This is a genomic window from Marinomonas sp. FW-1, from assembly GCF_005222245.1.
Classification (GTDB): Bacteria; Pseudomonadota; Gammaproteobacteria; order Pseudomonadales; family Marinomonadaceae; genus Marinomonas; species Marinomonas alcarazii.
In genome coordinates this window covers 1161674-1181547 of sequence record NZ_CP025987.1, presented here as the reverse complement: position 1 = coordinate 1181547, position 19874 = coordinate 1161674, and the positions used below count along the sequence as shown (strand labels likewise).

The following is a 19874-nucleotide window of genomic DNA, read 5'->3' as shown; positions in this document are numbered from 1 at the left end:
TAAACGTGTTCTGGTTAAAAATCGTTCGCTAAGCTAAAAATCAGAGCGACTCATGATCTTTAAGAAGCTCATCAACACTCACTTTTCCCTCTGTCGCTTCGGATATGCGACGAATGTACTTAGCAGGAGCGCGCTTATGCAGACGCAACCAATTCCAAACATGGGCTTGTTTAACCCCTGTCATTTGAGCAAGGGCTGTTTGGCTCCCAACAATCTCTACAGCTTTTTGTATAGCTGACATACCACCTCCTACAACTTTTTGCTGTATTTAATAACAACATTTTATTGTTTGTCAAATACATAATTAGTTGTAATCATCTATGACATGTTTATTTTCTTAAGCGCTTGGATAAAAATGACGATTGCAGATAGAGTTAAATCACAACGAGTTGAACTAGGCCTGACACAGGTGCAACTAGCAAAACAGATTGGAATCAGCCAACAATCTCTTCAGAAAATAGAAGACGGAAGAACAAACAACCCTAGAAAGCTTCTAGAATTAGCTAATGCGCTAAACTGCTCTCCAGAGTGGCTACAGTTCGGCATTACTACTTCTAATGATTCAGCAGAGAGCAATGTCACTTCAGCGCCTTATTTCAATAGCTTCAGAAAGCTACCTCTTATTAGCCATGTACAGGCTGGGGAATGGAGCGAGGCCCTTGATTACAGGACTCTTGGGGATGATGTTGAGTGGCAAGAGTCACCATCAACTGCCAGCGAAAATGCCTTTTGGTTGAAAGTGGTTGGAGACAGCATGACAAGCCAAGTAGGCCAAAGTATTCCTGAAGGACACTTAATTCTAGTTGATCCAAACGTTCAAGCTGATAATGGAAGCTTAGTTGTTGCAAAGCTTGAAGGCACCGATGAAGTAACATTCAAAAAATTAGTTATCGATGCAGGGCAAAAATATCTGAAGCCACTTAATCAAAACTATAAGCCTCTTGAGATAAACGGAAATTGCCGAATTATTGGCGTCGTGACAGAGGCTAAAGTGAAGTTTTAAATATTTTTTAAAACTCTCAGCCCGCTTTGCTGCGGGCTTTTTTATGTCTAAAATAAATAATACAACTTTTAGGTGTTGACCAATAACCACTTTAGGTTGTAAATTAATCCTATTCATTACAACCAAAGGATAGGAATCATGTTAATTCTAACTCGCAGACCACAAGAAGCCATCTACATTGGCGACACCATCAAAGTCACCATTTCTAGCATCAAAGGCAAGCTGATCCGTGTTCGCACAGCGTCACCAGAACTGCTTGTCGTCACTCGTAAAGTGGGTGAACCCATCAACATTGGCAAAGACATCAGCGTGACACCTCTAAGCGTAAAAGGCATGCAAGTTCGTTTAGGCATCAAAGCGCCAAAAGACATCAGCGTCCACCGCGAAGAGATCTACAACGTCATCCAAGCAGAGAAAGCCCAACAAGCAATGGCAAACGCTTAGGGCAAGGAGATCACTATGAACACAGAGTCAATAAGCTGGAACAGCAACAAAATCGCAGGACACGACGCCAACAGCAACCCAATTACCGTGGGTGAATTAGTCGCGGCTATAGAAGGATACGAGCTGCTTGCCAGCATCGCCTCAATGCCAGACAGCATGCGTGACAACTTAGCCCGCGCCGCTGGTGAAAACTACCGCGTTAAAAGCAAAAACGAGCAGCTAGAACGCACAGTGAAAGAGCTAGAAAGCCAACTCAATACCTCTTTCTCACGAATCAGCGATTTACTGGCAGAACGAGCAGAAGTTGACAACAGCAAGCTACTGGAAGCCCTAGCCAAATACGCCAACCCAAAACACTGGCGCAACCCATACAACCAGCATGGCGAACTAGACACGCAGCAAAGAAACGTCTTCGCCCATGGTTACCACGGCTTTGAACTGGCCATGTCAGTGCTGAAAGACAAACAAAAAGCAGCTTAGGGGGAAGGATGATGAGTTTTGCAGTATTTGGAGTGTCTAAAGAATTGGCTCAAACACAAGCAGCAAAGCGCCTGAAAGCCATCGAAAAGGCTGGAGTCGAATCAGCCAAAAAGACAGTCGAGTCTTGGAAGTTTGATAGAAAACTAAGCAAAGTCGATATCGCCATTAAGATTCTATCGAACATTGGAGAAATCCCACAAGAGGCGTATCAAAATGCGTTCATCGAGTTGGTCGTTTTCTACATGGGTAAGCTAACACCAAAACAAATATCACCACTGTATGGCGACCCAAAACGATGTAGAGAATTCATAGACATAGCTAAGCGATACGGCGCTAAACAATTAGCGCCTAAGCAATGTATTCGGGTACAAGACCCAAAAAAAGCAGGCAAGTTTAAATCGCAATGGAATGATGTTCCTGCAAGTTTAATGAGATAAGGAGAAGGATGATGAGCCAAATCAAACCCAAATGGCCACGTAAACAACGTCTTAGCGAATACGCAAAAAATAACTTCGTTGACCCCAAAGCAGAACGAGCAAACCTATGTCGCCAATGTCGCCTGGGCGAACTTCCTGCGGTAAAAGAAGGAAATATCTGGTTTATATGGGTTCTGCCCGATGGATCAGCCGCTTACGGGTATTCAGAAGACAAGCCAGTACAGCAACAAGCAAAAATAGATCGCCCTAAAACAGGCAACGCCATTGCTGATGCTATTCTTTCAAACTACGTAATGGACAAAGGAATTGAGTTGAGATGAGCCCTCGTAAGAACAAGTTATGTGCCAATCTTAAAGTCATCACTCGCCCAAATGGAAGCAAGTATTATTACTATAAGATGCCCGATGGCAGGATGGAATCGCTAGGTCGAGACATCCCACAAAAGGCAGCGGAAGATGCCGCTATGGCGCTTAACATTGCTCTTAACAACCAAGAATCACTCATCAACCGTATATCAAAACGTGCCGAAGAACTGCGCAACTACAACCCACAAAATCCGCCTATGTCGCAAGTGATAGACGAGTTTAAAGTGACCAATCTTGATGCCGCCCTAGAGCAGGGTAAACAAGGTAAAGAAACCATTGTGAGCAAAAAGTATAAACTCGACGAGTACATGGACAACTGGGGCAAAATGCGAGTCCAAGATATCCGAACCTTTGACCTCGCCAACCTAGTCAAAACCAAAACACCTCACGCCCAGGCAAAGCACGTCCCGTTATTACGGGAGCTTTTTCGCTATGCTGTCACGACAGGCTATAGGGACGACAACCCAGCCAACGAACTCAAAGCCGCCACGCCAGAGCCAAGACAACGCGAGCGACACACACTAAGCGGCTATATGAAAGTCAGAGAAGCCGCGCCAGATTGGTTAAAACGCGCCATGGACATTGCCATGTACAGTCTTCAACGTCGGGGTGATCTAGTAGAGATTCAGTTTTTAAAAGACATCAACCTACAAGAGCGAACCATTCGGGTACTGCAGCGCAAAACCCAACGATACAAACACCCTGTGTTTATCGATATAGCCATGGGCGACATTTTGTGGAATTCGGTTCAAGACGCCATATCAAGCAAAACAAACTGCCCTTACCTAATACATTGCCGACCTCTACGAATGGACAAACGAGACATGGCCGCCAAACCACACCCTTTTTATGTCTTGCCAGATTATCTAACAAAGCAATTTCGTAAATGGCGAGACAAAAGCGGCGCCTATGATCACCTAGAACCAAAAGAACGCCCAATGTTTCATGACATACGAGCACTTGGGATCATGCTTTATCACAAAGCCGGTTACCCAAAAGAGTACATCATGGCGTTAGCTGGGCATGCAAAAGAAAGCACAACAGACCACTACATAGAAGGTCACGAAAAACCCAAGCCACTTCGAGTAGCAGCAGAATTAGACATCAGCAACATAGCGATAGAAGACATAGATTGGCGGCAAAACAAACTTCCGCCAGAACTGGCAAGATTAATCGACGAAGAGGGCTAAATAGCCCTCTTTTTTTGGCCTGAACGAAAAAGTCAGCACAGAAAGCCTAACCCGCACCCACCAAAAAGCCAGAAAACACCATAAAAAGCGCTCTAAAATAGCCATCGTTAGGAAATCTTTCGGAAATTTTAAGGAAATTAAAAACAAAAAAAGGGCTTACGAATTAACGTAAGCCCTTGATTTTATTACCAAATTAGGTGGTAGGACTAAGCAGATTCGAACTGCTGACCTCTACCATGTCAAGGTAGCGCTCTAACCAACTGAGCTATAGTCCTAAAAAGTGTTGGCTATTATACGCAGAGGTTTGCTTTTGACAAGCCCTCGTTGATATTTTTTGAAGCCTTTGTTTTAAAACTGTTATTCACTAACTGGAACGAGTAGTTCGTGACCAATCACTTCGTCAATTAATCCGTAAGGCACTTTGTACTTTTTGTCTTTAAACCGAACCAGTGCGTAGTCGTAGCACATTTCAATCACGGTGCAGTTGACGATAACACCGTTGTCAATGACTCGGATGATGTTGTAGTTTCTTAAGGTAATCGCCACGTTTTTCTCTCCGATTCTATTATTCACCAACGTCTTTTAACTTTTTCTGCAGCTGGCGAATCTGGTCACGATAACCCGCTGCCAATTCAAATTTTAGCTCTTCAGATGCTTGCATCATTTCTTTTTGTAGCTGAATCATGGCTTTACGAACTTGAGCCACGTCTTCCATACTTTCCACTTGGTAATCTTTTGCCGTCTCGGCCACTTTCTTCGTTTTGCTACCGCGTTTGCCTGCACCTGGGTTGTAGGCACCTTCCATGATGTCTTCAACGGATTTGGTAATACCTGTTGGCGTAATACCATGTTCTTCGTTGTAGGCTTTTTGTTTTTCACGACGACGATCCGTTTCACTTATCGCACGCTCCATGGAACCGGTAATTCGGTCTGCGTATAAAATAGCTTTACCGTTAACGTTACGAGCCGCACGACCAATGGTTTGAATCAGTGATTTTTCCGAGCGTAAGAAGCCTTCTTTATCGGCATCAAGGATCGCGACTAGGCTCACTTCTGGTATATCCAAACCTTCTCGTAACAAGTTGATGCCGACCAAAACATCAAACTCGCCAAGACGCAGATCTCGAATGATCTCGACACGTTCAACGGTATCGATATCAGAATGAAGATAACGTACGCGAATGCCGTGATCGCTCAAGTAATCACTTAAATCTTCTGCCATTCGTTTCGTCAGCGTCGTCACCAATACTCGCTCACCGGCAGGCAGTCGTAAGTTTATCTCAGACAATAAATCGTCCACCTGAGTGGCGACAGGACGCACCTCTAAAATAGGGTCTATCAAGCCAGTCGGGCGAACAATCTGCTCAACAATCCAGTCCTGATGCTCTTCTTCGTATTTTCCTGGTGTAGCCGACACAAAGATCGTCTGTGGTTTAATTTGTTCCCACTCTTCAAAACGCATAGGACGATTATCAAGGGCCGAAGGCAAACGGAAGCCATATTCAACAAGGTTTTCTTTACGAGATCGGTCCCCTTTATACATGGCGCCAATTTGCGACACGGTAACATGAGATTCATCAATAACAAGCAAAGCATTGGCTGGCAGATAATCAAATAACGTTGGCGGTGGCGCGCCCTCTTCCCTACCCGATAAATAACGGGAATAGTTTTCTATGCCGTTGCAGTAGCCCAGCTCTTGCATCATTTCTAAATCGTATCGCGTACGCTGATCAAGGCGTTGCATTTCCACTAATTTATTTAGAGATTTAAGCTGTTCAAGGCGCTGATCCAACTCCACTTTAATACGCTCAATAGCCGCTTGTACGGTTTCTTTTGGCGTCACATAGTGCGTTTTCGGATATATAGTGACTCGTGGAACTTTGCGAATGGTTTTGTTCGTCAGAGGGTCGATCATCGACAAAGCTTCAATTTCGTCATCGAACAATTCGATACGGATTGCGGTGTCTTCCGAGTCAGCAGGAAAGACTTCAATCACATCGCCGCGCACTCGGAAATTACCACGTTCTAAAACCAAATCGTTGCGGCTGTATTGCAGTTCGGCCAAACGACGCAGCACATCTCGTTGATCAATACGATCGCCACGATCAAGGTGCAACATCATTTTTAAATAGGATTGCGGATCACCCAAGCCATAAATCGCCGAAACGGTAGCAACGATAATAACGTCATCGCGTTCTAACAAAGCCTTGGTCGCGGACAAACGCATTTGCTCTATGTGCTCGTTGACGGACGCGTCTTTCTCGATAAAGGTATCAGACGCAGCCACATAGGCTTCTGGCTGGTAATAGTCGTAGTAGGAAACAAAATATTCTACGGCGTTATGAGGAAAAAACTCTTTAAATTCACCGTATAGTTGTGCCGCCAAGGTTTTGTTGTGCGCCATTACAATGGTTGGGCGCTTCACTTGAGAAATCACATTGGCAATCGTGTAGGTTTTACCTGAGCCCGTCACACCAAGCAATGTTTGGTGTGCTAAACCCGCTTCAACGCCACTAACAAGTTTTTCGATGGCTTTTGGCTGATCGCCAGCAGGTGAATAAGATGAAACAACTTGAAACTCTTGCGACACGGATATTTTCCCTAAGCTTTACTATCGATCCATTAGATTAACAAATTTTGCTTAAGACGTCCGATGTTTACGCTTTTATTCTTATTCCATTAAGGCAAAAAAAGGACATAAAAAAAGAAAACAATCGATATTCAGCTTTACCATCAAAGCCTGCGTATATAACATAAGGAAATATTCATATACCCAAAAATAACAGGTAGGCTTTTTATAATCTTATGCCGCCTTTTACCTGCATCTATCCTGAGAGCGCTGATGAGCAAGCTTGAAAAATACTTACCGGCTATGGCTTGGATCAAAGAATATTCAACCAACAAACTACAAGCGGATACCATGGCCAGTCTTATTGCCACCATACTGCTGATTCCGCAGAGCATGGGCTATGCTTTGCTAGCGGGTCTGCCCGCAGTAGCAGGGTTATACGCAGGTATTATCCCTTCTATTTTATATTCCCTATTTGGTACTAGCCGCACTCTTGCTGTCGGTCCTGTGGCCATCACATCCATGATGACAGCAACGATATTGGCACCTTTTGCCATAGCAGGAAGCGAACATTATGTGGCAATTGCGATAATGCTGGCGTTTTTATCGGGCGTATTTTTAATATTAATGAGTCTGTTAAAAATGGGCTTTTTATCCAACCTACTCAGCCACCCTGTTATCTCTGGCTTCATTAGCGCCTCAGCTATCTTGATTGCTGTTGGGCAATTCAAGCACTTAATAGGTGTACAAGCTCAAGGCAACAACCTAATCGAGCTTGGGCAAAGCATGATTTTGCATATTAATGACATTAATCTGCCAACCGTTATTTTAAGTGTTATCTCTGTCGTTTCTTTACTTCTCTTTAAGCGTCACCTAACACCTATGTTAAGCAAGCTTGGCCTATCGCCAAGCACATCTAGCATGCTTGGTAAATCTGGCCCTGTGATTGTTGTCATCGCAACCACCAGTTGCGTTGGAGCCTTATCTTTAGATTCGTTAGGCATCAAAATTGTTGGTGATATTAATAACCACTTACCCGTTATTCCTGTCGAATATTTCACCTTAGAGAATATGATTGATCTGCTACCAGGCGCGTTTTTAATCAGCATCGTTGGCTTTGTTGGCTCTGTTTCAGTAGCGCAATCTTTTGCTGCAAAACGAAAACAAAACATCAACCCAAACCAAGAGCTTGTCGGGTTAGGTTTAGCAAACTTAGGGGCCGCATTCAGTGGCTCATTTCCCGTAACAGGGGGATTTTCTCGCTCGGTGGTCAACGTTAGTGCGGGGGCAACCACCCCGATGGCCGGCATTTTAACTGGGCTATTGATGCTTTTTACCCTGCTGTTTTTGACGCCGCTATTTTATTACCTACCAACAGCCGTCTTAGCCAGCTGCATCATCACATCTATTTTGCAGCTTATCGATGTTAAAGAGTTTTTTAGGCTGTATCAGTTTTCCAAACAAGAAGCCCTAGGCTTATTAGCCACATTTGTTGTCGTGCTCTTTGTGAGCATGGAAACAGGAATCATCGTTGGTGTTTCGTTATCACTGCTGTTCTTTCTCTGGCACACCAGCCACCCACACATTGCCGTGGTTGGCCGACTACCTGGCACAGAACACTTTCGTAACGTTAAGCGCTTTGACGTAGAGACAACACCCAATGTTATAACTGTTCGTATTGATGAAAATCTTTTCTTTGCGAATGCGAGAGTGCTTGAGGATTACGTTTTGACCTTGGTTTCTGAACACACAGACATTAAACATTTAATCCTTATGTGTAACGCCGTCAATATGATTGATGCTAGCGCCTTGGCGAGTTTAGAAGCCATCGATGACAGATTAAAATCAGCGGGCGTAACCTTACATTTCTCTGAAATTAAAGGCCCCGTTATGGATAAATTGGCAGGCTCAAATTTAATACAGCAGCTTAGAGGAAACGTATTTATCACTCAGCATCAAGCAATCAACACACTAACAGCTCATCAAGCAGGAACAAACGCTCCTACTCAATGAGCTAAATCAGGTGATTACTGAGCAGCATCACTCTGCTCAGCGACCTGAATAAGATCTCTATTACGTGCTAAAAGAGCATCACCAATCCCTTTCACGTTCATTAGCTGATCAACAGACTCAAAGCGGCCATTGGCGTCTCGATAGGCAATAATAGCTTCAGCCTTTTTAGCCCCCACACCAGACATAACCGCTTCAAACTGTTGAGCTGTGGCAGTATTGATATCTAAAGGGGTTGCGGCAAAAAGCGCTAGCGGAGCAAAAGCAAGTGAAATAACCAAAAGTGTGCGAGACACAAAAACACGGAAGGTACGATTAAGTTTCGTCATATTAAATTCCTTTTTAAACTGTTTTGATAACAAAAATCAGCATCATGCCAATAAAAAAACCACTCACCGAATCAGCAACCAAGCCAAAACAAGTAAGTGGTTTTTAGATTAAAAGCTTTTTATCCAGACTTCAACCGCTAACACGGCTATTTAAACGATTACACCCAAGTCTGTATTGGTCTGAGTCAGCACAGCAATAGGATCGCTCGCCTGAGTAATCGGACGACCCATCACAAGATAATGGCTTCCAGCCGCCATTGCCTCAGCCGGCGTCATAATTCGTTTCTGGTCACCTTGTTCAGATCCAACAGGACGAATGCCTGGGGTCACTAAAACAAAGTCTTTGCCAAGATCGGCAGACAACACACTAGACTCTTGAGCCGAACAAACCACACCATCCATACCAGACGATTTCGCCAACGCAGCAAGACGTTTAACATGTTGTTCAGGTGTTGAATCTATACCGATTTCCAAAAGATCCGCTTGATCCATGCTGGTCAGTACCGTCACAGCGATAAGCAATGTTTTATTATCAGGCAGTTGCTGCAAGGCATTGGCAGAGGCTTCCATCATTCGACGACCACCAGTCGCATGCACGTTGACCATCCATACACCCGCTCTCGCCGCGACACTAACGGCATTCGCTACCGTATTTGGAATATCATGAAATTTCAGATCCAAAAATATTTCAAAGCCTAGTTTATGTAGCTCATCTAAAATTGCAGGACCTGATGTCGTAAACAACTCTTTGCCGACTTTTACTCGACACTGCTTTGGATCTAGTCGTTTCGCCATCTCGATTGATTGCGCCATGGTTGGATAATCTAGGGCAACCACAATAGGGGATTGGCAGCTCATTCAGTGTCCTCTTTTTTCAGTTTTATCAATATTTCAGTGTTATTTATATAAATAGCATCTACATACAAATGCTGTATTTTACTCGCCTTCTAAGCCATGAATAGGCTTAACCACACCCCAGTTTTTACAGCTTGGACATTGCCAATGCAATTGATGCCCAGGGAAACCGCACTGGCGGCATTGAAATTTCGGCTTTACCTGCACTAACTGGTCAATAAGCTCAAACAAGACCACTAAATGCTGTTGGTTATAGCCATGTGAATCAGCAAGTTGGAGACTAATTAATTCCTTAAAACCTTTAATCGTTGGGTGCAGTCTAAGCTGCTCAACCAAAAACATCTCGGCATAATCTTTATCGGTTTCCATATAATGTTGTACAAGCGCCATAATCAATGCGGTAGAGGGCTTTTTTTGGTTTTGCTCTTGCAAAAACTTGATATAACCACCGCTTCCCCAGACTTTCTGGTAGCACTCTTTTAACTTAGGAATAATGATTGAAATAAACTCAGGGTCTTGCTCTGCTGCGTGCTTAAGCTCTTTGATAGCATCACGATAACGGCCCTGACTGTTTAACACGTCCGCTGCCCCAATACTTGCTCGAATACAGCTAGAATCTACACCTAAGGCTTCTTTGTAGTGTTGAAAAGCAGGCTTCCAATGCTCTTTCTTCTGTAGCTCTTGCGCCATTTCACAATGGAAATGAGCAAGACGCTTGATTTCTTTCTTGTTAGGGCTTTCTTTGATTAGCTCCAATCCGATCTGGATCGCTTTATCCCAGCTTTGTTCAAACTCGTACAGGTCAACCAACAAGGCTAGAATTTTGGGGTGAAACTCACTTTTTCGTGACGTAGAAGCCATGTTCAACAACAAACGCCCCGCCCTATCGAGTAAGCCTGCAGACATAAAATCGCTGGCTAGCTCTAGCTGCACCATGCGCATCTCACGTTGAGATATTTCAGGGCGTGCCAACAAACTTTGATGAATATTAATCGCCTTTTGTATTTCGCCCTTCTTACGGAACAAATTCCCCAATGTAAGGTGAATATCAAAGGTATCAGAATTGACTTCTAAGGAATCAACGAAGGCGTCAATCGCTTCGGAGTGCTGATCATTAAGCAGATGATTAAGACCACGAAAGTAGTCTGTTGGAATACTCTTTTTTATTTGCTTATTTTTTTTAGTCGGACTCTTTCGCCCCATTGCCCAGCCAACAAAGAGCGCGACAAAAAGAACCAGAAACAATCCTATTTCGGTCAACGCAACTACTCCTTCCCTACAGAAAGCTCTTTGGTAATAGAAGCTTTACGTAAGGCATCTACTTCATCACGTGCTTTTTCGTATCGACGAGTCAATACTCGGATTTGACGCTCACTGCGCAAATAAGCAACCGAACTCACAAACAGAGCCAAACATGCCCCAACGGTGAAAGACAAAATAGTATAAAGAGCAACGCTCAACTCTGGGCCTTGCCAAAAAACAAGGTCAAGGTGAATCAATTGCGGGTTACGGATGGCAAAAAACACACCAACAGCGAGAAAAAAAGTAACAAGAACGATGTAAACAACTCTTTTCAGCCATTTAAGCATAAAACAACCTACCAACAATAGAATGGCGATATTATGCCGTGATAGCTCAAAGATTTCGAGGCATAAGATGTAAATTAGTTAAGTTCGCTAATCTCTTCACCAGGAGCCAAATTAACCAACTCCCTTAATTCTTTACCCGGTTTGAAATGCGGCACATACTTCGCGCTCAGATCAACAGACTCGCCTGTTTTAGGGTTTCTGCCTATTCTAGGTGCTCGATAATGCAGAGAAAAACTACCAAAGCCTCTTATCTCTATGCGCTCACCATTTGCCAAAGAATCAGACATATGTTCAAGCATCGCCTTGATGGCTTGTTCCACATCTTTCACTGGCAAATGAGATTGCTGATCGATTAGTAGCTCTATCAGCTCAGATTTTGTCATTACTGTCCTCGCGACTATAATTTGATCACACTGTAAGACTAGCTAAATTCAGAAAGAAAGCAATAAGTTAACGTATCATAAGGCTGTTTTTACGTATTTAATTCCTAAGAAATAGAGAATATTACGAATGGACAGCTTCCACAACTAGCATAGATGCACTCTAGCTTTTATAATATCGCCAATATTTACCACATTGGAAGAAATAAAATGAGCTATAACAAGATCCCAGCGGGCAAAGATGCTCCAAACGACATCAACGTAATCATCGAAATCCCAGCTCAAGCGAACCCAGTAAAATACGAAGTGGACCATGACATGGACGCTCTTGTTGTTGATCGCTTCATGACAGCACCGATGTTTTACCCAGCAAACTACGGCTATGTTAACAACACATTGGCTGATGACGGTGACCCAGTTGACGTATTGGTTATCACTCCTTACCCAGTGGTTCCTGGTTCTGTTATTCGTTGCCGCCCTGTTGGCGTATTGAACATGTCTGACGAAGCAGGCATGGACGCTAAATTGGTTGCCGTTCCTCACGAGAAGCTAAGCAAAGAATACGGTCATATCCAAGATGTGAACGACATTCCACAATTACTACGTGATCAGATCGAACATTTCTTCGAAAACTACAAAACTCTTGAAAAAGGCAAGTGGGTAAAAGTAGAAGGTTGGGCGAGCGCTGAAGAAGCTAGAAAAGCCATCGTTGAAGGCATTGAAGCTTACAACGCACAGTAATTCGTTTTTTAAACGCTTTATTGCAGACATAAAAAAACCGATCTTAGGATCGGTTTTTTTGTTTAGAGACTTTGATCTTAGTTTTGAGAATCTAAAAAGCGCTCTGCATCTAACGCTGCCATACAACCCGTACCAGCAGAAGTGATTGCTTGACGATAAATGTGATCAGACACATCACCCGCTGCAAACACACCTTCAACACTTGTTTGAGTCGCATTGCCATGGGAACCAGACTGCACCGTCAAGTAGCCATCTTTCATATCTAACTGACCTTGGAAAATATCAGTATTAGGCTTGTGACCAATGGCAACGAACAAACCAGCAACGGCTAGCTCTTTTTTCTCACCTGTTTGAGTGTTCTTAATACGCACACCCGTTACACCTGCGTCATCACCCAACACTTCGTCAAGCTCAGAATGCCATTCGATTTTCACATTGCCGTTTTTCGCTTTTTCCATCAACTTGTCCGCAAGAATTTTTTCAGAGCGGAATTTGTCACGGCGGTGAATAACCGTAACCGTTTTAGCAATGTTAGAAAGGTAAAGCGCTTCTTCTACAGCCGTGTTACCACCGCCAATCACAGCGACGTCTTGGTTACGGTAAAAGAAACCATCACAGGTTGCGCAAGCTGATACACCCTGGCCCATGAATTTCGTTTCGCTTTCTAGGCCCAAATATTGAGCACTTGCGCCAGTAGAAATGATCAAGGCATCACAAGTGTAAACACCGCTATCACCTTCCAAGCGGAAAGGACGATTTTTAAGATCTACTTTGTTTACATGGTCAAAAATAATTTCTGTTTCAAAACGCTCAGCGTGTTTACGCATACGATCCATCAATTCTGGACCTTGCACGCCTTGGTCATCACCAGGCCAGTTGTCTACATCCGTTGTCGTCGTCAGCTGACCACCCATTTGCATACCTGTAATCATCACAGGATTAAGGTTCGCGCGGGCCGCGTATACAGCCGCTGTGTAACCTGCTGGGCCAGAACCTAAAATCATTAATTTAGCGTGTTTAACATCGCTCATGTTATTGCTCCTGTAAATGTATGCTTGCCAGACTCTAAAATGGTCGGCTAAAAAGACTGTGATGAATTCTAACGAAAATCTACTGAAATTCTTAGAGAAAAATATTAATTATTAACATAGGGACTATCTATGAGTTTTCAAGCGCCTCACTGCTTTCAATTGCACAAGCAGAGCACTCGGGGTCTTGGGTTAAACGCATTTCACGCCAGCTTCCCTCAAAACCATCAAACAACCTCAGAACGCCATGCTTCACCTTTCCACAACCGCTTGCCAGCTTCAGTGCTTCAAGTGCCTGATAAACCCCTAACATACCCACCACAGGCGCAACTATGCCGCTTTCGTTACAGCTTAACTGTTGATCCGACAATGATGGATACAAACACTCGTAACAAGGCGTCGATTGCTGATCATATAAAAAGTTTACCAACTGCCCTTCCCAGCGAATCGCAGCGGCACTTACTAAAGGCTTCTTTAATGCCATACAAGCCCGATTGATCGCCTGTCTAGCAGTGAAGTTATCGGTGCAATCCAATACCACATCCGCTTGCTCTACCGTGTTTAACAAAAGCTCACCAGATAACTTTTGCGTCAAAACCTCGACATGAACCGCAGAATTTTTCTGCGCTATTTGCTCCGCCGCCGCATCAACTTTGTTCAAGCCAAGCTGCTGTTCGTTGTAAAGGACTTGGCGAGGTAAATTACTACTTTCTAGCTGGTCCCCATCCGCAAGGATCAGATGCCCCACACCAGACGTTGCCAAATAAGTTGCCGCAATGTTCCCTAACCCACCCAAACCAATAACCAATACCTTGGTCTGAGCAAGGTTAAGTTGCCCTTGAATATCGAAATTCGGCAATAGTAACTGTCGACTATAACGATCTAACTCTGATTCGTTCATTTTCACCTTACTTTCTTATCAATCATCCTGCCCGACTGGTCAATTCTTTGCTAAACTCGCTTAATTACCTTACCCACGAGTACCAGTATGAAGTTTCCCGGTAGACGCAAACTAAAACACTATTTTCCAGTCTCTCAAGCCAAACCTGTTTTGCCGACATCAGAAGTTAGACCCGATAAAGACACCTACATTGTTGGCTTGGATGAAACCATTGTCGATGTGGTCGCCAATGTGTCTGATCAATTTTTAGAAACTTTCAACATCCAAAAAGGATTATCCAATCTTGTCGATGCGGACACAGCGTCTGCTATCTATGATGAGTTAACCGCACAAAACAGCATCTCAGATCACTTTGCTGGCGGAACTATTGGCAACACTATCCATAACTATTCTGTATTGGCCGATGATAAATCGGTTCTACTGGGCGTTATGTCAGCCAACATCACTTTAGGCTCACCAGCTTACCATTATATCTGCCATACCAGCAGCAAAGTAGATATGAATCATCTACAAGGTGTCGCTGGTGATATTGGTCGCGGTATTACCCTAATCACACCAGATGGCGAACGCACTTTTGCCATTGCCCCAGGAGACATGGACGAACTGGACGAAGACCATATTCCAGAGCATATCATAGCAGGCGGTGCCGCATTGGTAACTTGTGCGTACCCACTACGCCATCAAGGCAAACCGATCAAAAAAGCCATGCTGAAAGCCTTGGAATACGCCCATAACAATCAGGTTCCAACCGTCTTGACCCTAGGCACCAAACATCTAGTAGAAGAAAACAGGGACGAGCTACTCGAGATCATCAAAAAGCACGTTAATGTGCTCGCCATGAATGAACTGGAAGCGGAAGCATTAACAGGACTAGCTGATCCGCTACAAGCCGCCAGTGCGATTCTAGAGTATGTTGATATTGTTTTGCTGACAGCAGGTCCGGATGGCATGTATTTATGTGGTTACACCGATGATGAGCTAAAACGCGAGACCACCAATCCGATTAAATCTGGCAGCTTGGCCGATTTCAATCGCTGGGAATTCAGTCGACCAATGTTACGAGAAGCCTGCAAGCAACCAGTAAAAGTGTTTTCTCACATCGACCCATACATGGGCGGACCTGAAAAAATTCGCAATACCAATGGTGCAGGTGACGGCGCTCTATCCGCCTTGCTTCACGACATATCTGCTAATCACTTTCACAAAGAAGTGGTGCCAAACTCTAGCAAGCATTTAGCGCCCTTTTTGGCATACTCTTCTTTCGCGCAAATTTGCAAATATTCAAACCGTGTGAGTTATGAAATACTGGCTCAAAACGCGTCTCGTTTATCAAAAGGATTGCCGGAGCGAGAAGACAGCTTAGAAGAAGCGTACTGGGAAAGATAAGCTTACCGCACTTATTACAGACACAAAAAAACCATGCCTGAAGTGACCCCCAATAGTTGGACTATCCAATTACTGGGGGTCTTTTTATGTCTAAATACCACAGAGCGTTTAAGTTAAAATTAGCCAAACTTGCTCAACATGAAAGTTCAAGAGAACTCGGTCGTAAATTCGGAGTGTCATCAGGACAAATCCGTTACTGGTCATTAGTTTTTCAAATACATGGCGTTGAAAGTTTTCGTCATGAAGGCCATCCTTATTCATCTCACTTCAAGTTAAACGCAGTGAAGTCCATGCAAGCAAATAAATGGTCTCTTGCTTACTGCTGTGCGTACTTTGATTTATCTTCTCCAGGTGTTTTATTTCAATGGCGATCCCTTTATTCTCGTGAAGGTACTCTACGACTTACTTCACGAAAAAGAGGCATGCCCAACATGAATAATACTTCGACGACGCCAACCCCTTCAGAACAAATGACAGAAAAAGAACTGAGAGAAGAGCTGGAGTATTTACGTGCGGAGAATGCTGTTTTAAAAAAGTTAGAAGCCTTGGCTCAAGCAAAAAAGAAAAAGGCAAAGAAAAGACTCTAGTAGTCCATGAGCTCAAGGCTGTATTTAATTTACCCTGTTTACTTAAGGCAATAGGCTTACCAAAAAGTGTTTACTACTACCATCGTAAAAGGCTGACGGTTGATGAGCCTAATGTAGGGGTGAAGGCGCAAATACAAGCTCTTTACCATCAACATAAAGGCCGATATGGATATCGTAGAATCACGCTGGCATTACGCTCAGAAGGTACTCTTATTAACCATAAGCGAGTTCAACGCCTTATGAATGAACTAGGGCTCAAATCAAAAGTTCGACCAAAGCGATATAGATCTTATAAAGGGCATGTAGGAAGAATAGCTCCAAATCTCGTTAATAGAGAATTTGTGGCAAATAGGCCTAACCAGAAATGGGTAACGGATGTCACTGAATTTAAAGTGGGAGACAAGAAGGTTTACCTGTCTCCTATTATTGATCTTTTTAACCGAGAAGTAGTGAGCTATGAAGTACGTCAATCGGTGAAGCTCTCCTTAGTCACAGATATGTTGAAGAGCGCGATAGATAAATTAAAATCGCATGAGAAGCCCATTGTTCACTCAGATCAAGGTTGGCAATATCAGAATCGACAGTATCAAAACCAGCTTAGAGAAAAGGGATTAATACAAAGTATGTCACGCAAAGGAAACTGTTTGGATAATGCCGTTGCTGAGAGCTTTTTCGGCATACTGAAGACAGAAATGTTCCACAATAACGTGTTTAGAAATGCCGATGATCTTATTGAGAAAATCAAAGAATACATCGATTACTATAACAACGAGCGAATTAAACAGAAACTAAAAGGCCTGAGTCCGATTGAATATCGAAATCAGGCCTTGCTAGCTGCTTAGAAATGAGTCCAACTTTATGGGGTCACTTCAGCCATGCATGGTTTTTTTTCGATCTTTAAAAGAGAATCGTTTTAAAAAAGAAGCGCTTCGCTTAGCTCATCGCTTCGATGCCAAGTGCATCATTGCGTTCAAACATGCGGTTAAGCTCAAGCAAAATAACCAACTCTTCTTCTTTTTGATAAACACCTTGAATGAACTTCAATGCTTCATCATTGCCAACGCTAGGACTTTGCTCAATCTCGCCTTGGTACAAATAGAACACTTCTTGAACAGCATCAACAAGCAAACCAACTTGCTCACCATCATGCTCAATAATAATAATGCGAGTGTCGTCAGTAATTGTACACTCAGGCAAGCTAAAACGAACTCGAGTGTCGACTACCGTCACGACATTACCACGTAAATTAACGATACCTAAAACATAGGAAGGCGCACCAGGAACCGGAGCTATTTCGCTATAGCGTAGTACTTCTTTTATCTGCATGACGTTAATACCATAAGTCTCGTCAATCAGCTTAAAAGTTAAGTACTGTAACAACTCACCTTTATTCGATTCAGATAAGGCTTTCCCGTTTTCTTTAATAGGCGCTAATTCAGACATGGCTCACATCCATATTTAGTTTAATAAGAGTAATGTAGGACTCATCACGAGCTTTGTCTAGTGTAAACAAAATGTGATGAGTCTACGAGCAAAGTTAAGTAACAATTAGTTGTCTTGTTGTATCCCAACTATTGTCCAATTTCCATTTGCATCAGACATATTCTTTTCCAAATGCCAAATTTCATTGGTTTCGGAAGTCTGATCACCTTCTTTGATCCAGCCTGAGAATTGCAAAGATATAGAGGCAATAGAGCCAATATACTCACCACGAACAATCTCAACCATCAAGGAAACAACTTCTGTACGAGGCTTATCATTGCCGTATGAAGCACGTTCAGTCACCAACAAGTTATATAGTTCTGGGCTGACATAATCTAGAATCTCATCGAAATTATTGTCATCCCATGCTTTTTGCAAAGTGATGTAATGGTTTTTCGCTTCAGCAACAAACGCTTGCTCATTAAAGCCTGACGGAAGCTGAATCGCTGGCTGAGAACCAAAACCACTGATACCAGACATTGGAGAAGGCTGGGAACCATCGCGGGTTGAGTTCGGCATTTCGCGGAACATACCATTCGCACCACTTGCTTGAGCCTGTGCTGCACGACGTTTTGGTGCGATGAAGAACTTGTAAACCAAGAAACCAATCAAGGCAAATAGCAGAATATCACCGAAAGAAATGCCGTCAAAAGCACCGCTTCCTAGCAAAGCTGCAAAAATACCACCAGCTAACAATCCGCCTAACAGACCACCGCCCATTCCACCTAAGAAACCAGGCTTTTTAGCGCCAGCTGTTGTATTGGTTGTACCGGCTGTGCTGTTCGTTGTGCTTTTAGGTTTAGAGATAGAAAAGCTTTTACCAAAACTTTTACCACCACCAAACTTCTTTGCCTGAACATCTGCACTATAACCGCCAGCGCCGATTGCCAAAACAAACGCCATTAACATGGCAAATACTGTTGTTTTCACAAAACTCTCCTTTATTTAAAATTGACCAAACCAACGGCATTGCGTAAGTCTGAAATCATTCCACGTGCACGAGCTCGTGCTTTTTCCGCCCCTGCCTGTAAAACTTCTTCTACATGAGATGGATTAGCCATTAACTCAAGGTATTTTTCACGTGGCTCAGATAGTTGACCATTGACCAGAGCAAAAAGTTCCTTCTTCGCTTCGCCCCATGCAATGCCATCTGCAAAATTCTGACGCATCTGCGCCGTTTGCTCAGGTGTGGCGAACGCCTTGTAAATATCAAACACGGTAGAGTCGTCAGGATCTTTCGCTTCACCTGGTTCTAGCAAGTTTGTTTTGATTTTATTAATACCTTTTTGCAGTTTCTTTTCGGTATCAAATAATGGAATCGTATTGTTGTAACTCTTACTCATCTTACGGCCATCTAAGCCCTTCAAAATCGAGCCCTCTTCACCCACAACCGCTTCAGGTAAGACAAAATGCTCACCAAACAAATGGTTAAAACGGCCAGCAATGTCGCGCGCCATTTCGATGTGTTGAATTTGGTCACGACCAACAGGCACTTTATGCGCATTAAACGCCAAAATATCCGCCGCCATTAATACTGGATAGCAAAACAAGCCCATAGTAATACCAAAATCTGGGTCTTGGTCATTGGCAAGGTTTTCGTCCACTGCGCCTTTATAAGCGTGAGCGCGGTTCATCAAACCTTTTGCGGTTACGCAAGTCAGCAACCAATTGAGCTCAGCAATTTCAGGAATATCGGACTGACGATAAAAAGTTGCTTTATCCGTATCCAAGCCACACGCTAGCCAAGTCGCCGCAATTTCTAAACGAGACTGTTTCACACGTTCAGGATCCTGACATTTGATCAACGCATGATAGTCCGCAAGAAAGAAGTAAGATTCCGTATTTTCTTGACGGCTTGCTTCGATCGCAGGACGAATTGCACCCACAAAGTTACCTAAGTGAGGAGTGCCTGTGGTGGTAACACCGGTTAAAACAATTTCTTTTGCCATTGTTGCTACTCTTTCCTACTTTACATAATGTCGAAATTTGAAATTTTATAGTGTTGAAATGCCGCTTACCCTAACATAAAAAAATCACATCAAGAATCGCACAACAAGATTATTTATTCCTATATTCAATATCTTATCCATAATGGATC

The 19874-nt window shown here is 43.3% G+C and carries 23 protein-coding genes, 1 tRNA gene and 1 pseudogene; 11 read left to right on the top strand and 14 right to left on the bottom strand.

Translation table 11 applies throughout. The features are described 5' to 3' along the window. Positions 1-40 precede the first annotated feature (40 nt). A complete protein-coding gene (locus C1X04_RS05555) occupies positions 41-241 on the bottom strand; it encodes a YdaS family helix-turn-helix protein (protein ID WP_137169369.1) in 201 nt (66 codons plus the stop codon). Positions 242-355: 114 nt separating this feature from the next. Here C1X04_RS05555 and C1X04_RS05550 point away from each other — a divergent pair, with 114 nt between their 5' ends. The 6 genes from C1X04_RS05550 (at position 356) to C1X04_RS05525 (ending at position 3919) form a co-directional block, all read left to right on the top strand. Next, positions 356-1003, top strand: a complete 648-nt coding sequence (locus C1X04_RS05550; RefSeq protein ID WP_137169368.1) for a LexA family transcriptional regulator — start codon at positions 356-358, stop codon at positions 1001-1003. Positions 1004-1141: 138 nt separating this feature from the next. Further along, a complete protein-coding gene (csrA, locus tag C1X04_RS18850) occupies positions 1142-1447 on the top strand; it encodes a carbon storage regulator CsrA (protein ID WP_137169367.1) in 306 nt (101 codons plus the stop codon). 15 nt (positions 1448-1462) lie between these two features. Then, positions 1463-1927 carry a hypothetical protein gene (locus C1X04_RS05540; protein ID WP_137169366.1) on the top strand — a complete coding sequence of 155 codons (465 nt, stop codon included), beginning with the start codon at positions 1463-1465 and terminating at the stop codon, positions 1925-1927. Positions 1928-1938: 11 nt separating this feature from the next. Continuing rightward, positions 1939-2364, top strand: coding sequence for a hypothetical protein (locus C1X04_RS05535; protein WP_217494994.1), 426 nt, complete (start codon positions 1939-1941; stop codon positions 2362-2364). Between the two features lie 11 nt (positions 2365-2375). Continuing rightward, complete coding sequence (locus C1X04_RS05530; RefSeq protein ID WP_137169364.1) at positions 2376-2684, top strand: hypothetical protein; 309 nt, start codon at positions 2376-2378, stop codon at positions 2682-2684. Further along, positions 2681-3919: a tyrosine-type recombinase/integrase gene (locus tag C1X04_RS05525; protein ID WP_137169363.1), complete on the top strand. Its 1239-nt coding sequence runs from the start codon at positions 2681-2683 to the stop codon at positions 3917-3919. The genes C1X04_RS05530 and C1X04_RS05525 overlap by 4 nt, the downstream gene beginning before the upstream one ends. A gap of 198 nt (positions 3920-4117) precedes the next feature. On the opposite strand, the gene C1X04_RS05520 is transcribed toward C1X04_RS05525, so the two are convergent. The 3 genes from C1X04_RS05520 to uvrB form a co-directional block, all read right to left on the bottom strand. Next, a tRNA-Val gene (locus C1X04_RS05520) sits at positions 4118-4194 on the bottom strand. A gap of 82 nt (positions 4195-4276) precedes the next feature. Further along, positions 4277-4465, bottom strand: a complete 189-nt coding sequence (locus C1X04_RS05515; RefSeq protein ID WP_072841210.1) for a hypothetical protein — start codon at positions 4463-4465, stop codon at positions 4277-4279. A 19-nt stretch (positions 4466-4484) separates the two neighbouring features. Further along, positions 4485-6509 (bottom strand): excinuclease ABC subunit UvrB, encoded by a 2025-nt coding sequence (uvrB, locus tag C1X04_RS05510; protein WP_137169362.1) that lies wholly within the window; start codon positions 6507-6509, stop codon positions 4485-4487. A gap of 252 nt (positions 6510-6761) precedes the next feature. Between uvrB and C1X04_RS05505 the strand changes: the two genes are divergently transcribed. Continuing rightward, a complete protein-coding gene (locus C1X04_RS05505; protein ID WP_137169361.1) occupies positions 6762-8501 on the top strand; it encodes a SulP family inorganic anion transporter in 1740 nt (579 codons plus the stop codon). Between the two features lie 14 nt (positions 8502-8515). Here the strand turns inward: C1X04_RS05505 and C1X04_RS05500 are convergent, their stop codons facing one another. The 5 genes from C1X04_RS05500 to ihfB all read right to left on the bottom strand — a co-directional run bounded on the left by C1X04_RS05500 (position 8516) and on the right by ihfB (position 11654). Next, the gene (locus C1X04_RS05500; protein WP_137169360.1) at positions 8516-8827 is read right to left on the bottom strand and encodes a ComEA family DNA-binding protein; all 312 of its coding nucleotides are present in this window, start codon (positions 8825-8827) and stop codon (positions 8516-8518) included. 150 nt (positions 8828-8977) lie between these two features. After that, positions 8978-9685, bottom strand: a complete 708-nt coding sequence (gene pyrF, locus C1X04_RS05495; RefSeq protein WP_110571567.1) for an orotidine-5'-phosphate decarboxylase — start codon at positions 9683-9685, stop codon at positions 8978-8980. Positions 9686-9763: 78 nt separating this feature from the next. Next, entirely contained in the window at positions 9764-10942 is a 1179-nt protein-coding gene (gene lapB, locus C1X04_RS05490) for a lipopolysaccharide assembly protein LapB (RefSeq protein ID WP_110571566.1), read from the bottom strand. A gap of 5 nt (positions 10943-10947) precedes the next feature. Then, positions 10948-11271 carry a lipopolysaccharide assembly protein LapA domain-containing protein gene (locus C1X04_RS05485; protein WP_137169359.1) on the bottom strand — a complete coding sequence of 108 codons (324 nt, stop codon included), beginning with the start codon at positions 11269-11271 and terminating at the stop codon, positions 10948-10950. A gap of 74 nt (positions 11272-11345) precedes the next feature. Beyond that, positions 11346-11654: an integration host factor subunit beta gene (gene ihfB, locus C1X04_RS05480; protein ID WP_110571564.1), complete on the bottom strand. Its 309-nt coding sequence runs from the start codon at positions 11652-11654 to the stop codon at positions 11346-11348. A 207-nt stretch (positions 11655-11861) separates the two neighbouring features. Here ihfB and ppa point away from each other — a divergent pair, with 207 nt between their 5' ends. After that, on the top strand, positions 11862-12392 hold the full coding sequence (gene ppa, locus C1X04_RS05475) for an inorganic diphosphatase (protein ID WP_110571563.1): 531 nt from the start codon (positions 11862-11864) through the stop codon (positions 12390-12392). Positions 12393-12469: 77 nt separating this feature from the next. On the opposite strand, the gene trxB is transcribed toward ppa, so the two are convergent. After that, positions 12470-13423, bottom strand: coding sequence for a thioredoxin-disulfide reductase (gene trxB, locus C1X04_RS05470; protein ID WP_110571562.1), 954 nt, complete (start codon positions 13421-13423; stop codon positions 12470-12472). A gap of 127 nt (positions 13424-13550) precedes the next feature. Further along, positions 13551-14321: a HesA/MoeB/ThiF family protein gene (locus tag C1X04_RS05465; RefSeq protein WP_137170724.1), complete on the bottom strand. Its 771-nt coding sequence runs from the start codon at positions 14319-14321 to the stop codon at positions 13551-13553. A gap of 87 nt (positions 14322-14408) precedes the next feature. On the opposite strand from C1X04_RS05465, the gene C1X04_RS05460 reads away from it, so the two are divergent. From C1X04_RS05460 to C1X04_RS18415, 3 genes and pseudogenes are all read left to right on the top strand, one after another. Then, positions 14409-15707, top strand: a complete 1299-nt coding sequence (locus C1X04_RS05460; RefSeq protein WP_110571560.1) for an inosine/guanosine kinase — start codon at positions 14409-14411, stop codon at positions 15705-15707. Positions 15708-15793: 86 nt separating this feature from the next. Further along, positions 15794-16294 carry a transposase gene (locus tag C1X04_RS05455; RefSeq protein WP_137169358.1) on the top strand — a complete coding sequence of 167 codons (501 nt, stop codon included), beginning with the start codon at positions 15794-15796 and terminating at the stop codon, positions 16292-16294. Then, positions 16291-17136: pseudogene (locus C1X04_RS18415) on the top strand (IS3 family transposase); the annotation flags it as partial. The gene C1X04_RS05455 and the pseudogene C1X04_RS18415, both read left to right, overlap by 4 nt. Before the next feature lie 91 nt (positions 17137-17227). On the opposite strand, the gene C1X04_RS05445 reads toward C1X04_RS18415, so the two are convergent. From C1X04_RS05445 to C1X04_RS05435, 3 genes are all read right to left on the bottom strand, one after another. Further along, entirely contained in the window at positions 17228-17737 is a 510-nt protein-coding gene (locus tag C1X04_RS05445; protein ID WP_175404901.1) for a chemotaxis protein CheW, read from the bottom strand. Between the two features lie 105 nt (positions 17738-17842). Continuing rightward, positions 17843-18706, bottom strand: a complete 864-nt coding sequence (locus C1X04_RS05440) for a Tim44 domain-containing protein (RefSeq protein ID WP_137169356.1) — start codon at positions 18704-18706, stop codon at positions 17843-17845. Between the two features lie 11 nt (positions 18707-18717). Then, positions 18718-19725 carry a tryptophan--tRNA ligase gene (locus tag C1X04_RS05435; protein ID WP_110571558.1) on the bottom strand — a complete coding sequence of 336 codons (1008 nt, stop codon included), beginning with the start codon at positions 19723-19725 and terminating at the stop codon, positions 18718-18720. Positions 19726-19874 lie beyond the last annotated feature (149 nt).

Coding starts and splice junctions, on each gene's coding strand:
- C1X04_RS05555 (WP_137169369.1), bottom strand. CDS start 241: ATGTCAGCTATACAAAAAGCTGTAGAGATTGTTGGGAGCCAAACAGCC.
- C1X04_RS05550 (WP_137169368.1), top strand. CDS start 356: ATGACGATTGCAGATAGAGTTAAATCACAACGAGTTGAACTAGGCCTG.
- csrA (WP_137169367.1), top strand. CDS start 1,142: ATGTTAATTCTAACTCGCAGACCACAAGAAGCCATCTACATTGGCGAC.
- C1X04_RS05540 (WP_137169366.1), top strand. CDS start 1,463: ATGAACACAGAGTCAATAAGCTGGAACAGCAACAAAATCGCAGGACAC.
- C1X04_RS05535 (WP_217494994.1), top strand. CDS start 1,939: ATGAGTTTTGCAGTATTTGGAGTGTCTAAAGAATTGGCTCAAACACAA.
- C1X04_RS05530 (WP_137169364.1), top strand. CDS start 2,376: ATGAGCCAAATCAAACCCAAATGGCCACGTAAACAACGTCTTAGCGAA.
- C1X04_RS05525 (WP_137169363.1), top strand. CDS start 2,681: ATGAGCCCTCGTAAGAACAAGTTATGTGCCAATCTTAAAGTCATCACT.
- C1X04_RS05505 (WP_137169361.1), top strand. CDS start 6,762: ATGAGCAAGCTTGAAAAATACTTACCGGCTATGGCTTGGATCAAAGAA.
- C1X04_RS05500 (WP_137169360.1), bottom strand. CDS start 8,827: ATGACGAAACTTAATCGTACCTTCCGTGTTTTTGTGTCTCGCACACTT.
- pyrF (WP_110571567.1), bottom strand. CDS start 9,685: ATGAGCTGCCAATCCCCTATTGTGGTTGCCCTAGATTATCCAACCATG.
- C1X04_RS05485 (WP_137169359.1), bottom strand. CDS start 11,271: ATGCTTAAATGGCTGAAAAGAGTTGTTTACATCGTTCTTGTTACTTTT.
- ihfB (WP_110571564.1), bottom strand. CDS start 11,654: ATGACAAAATCTGAGCTGATAGAGCTACTAATCGATCAGCAATCTCAT.
- ppa (WP_110571563.1), top strand. CDS start 11,862: ATGAGCTATAACAAGATCCCAGCGGGCAAAGATGCTCCAAACGACATC.
- trxB (WP_110571562.1), bottom strand. CDS start 13,423: ATGAGCGATGTTAAACACGCTAAATTAATGATTTTAGGTTCTGGCCCA.
- C1X04_RS05465 (WP_137170724.1), bottom strand. CDS start 14,321: ATGAACGAATCAGAGTTAGATCGTTATAGTCGACAGTTACTATTGCCG.
- C1X04_RS05460 (WP_110571560.1), top strand. CDS start 14,409: ATGAAGTTTCCCGGTAGACGCAAACTAAAACACTATTTTCCAGTCTCT.
- C1X04_RS05455 (WP_137169358.1), top strand. CDS start 15,794: ATGTCTAAATACCACAGAGCGTTTAAGTTAAAATTAGCCAAACTTGCT.
- C1X04_RS05445 (WP_175404901.1), bottom strand. CDS start 17,737: ATGTCTGAATTAGCGCCTATTAAAGAAAACGGGAAAGCCTTATCTGAA.
- C1X04_RS05435 (WP_110571558.1), bottom strand. CDS start 19,725: ATGGCAAAAGAAATTGTTTTAACCGGTGTTACCACCACAGGCACTCCT.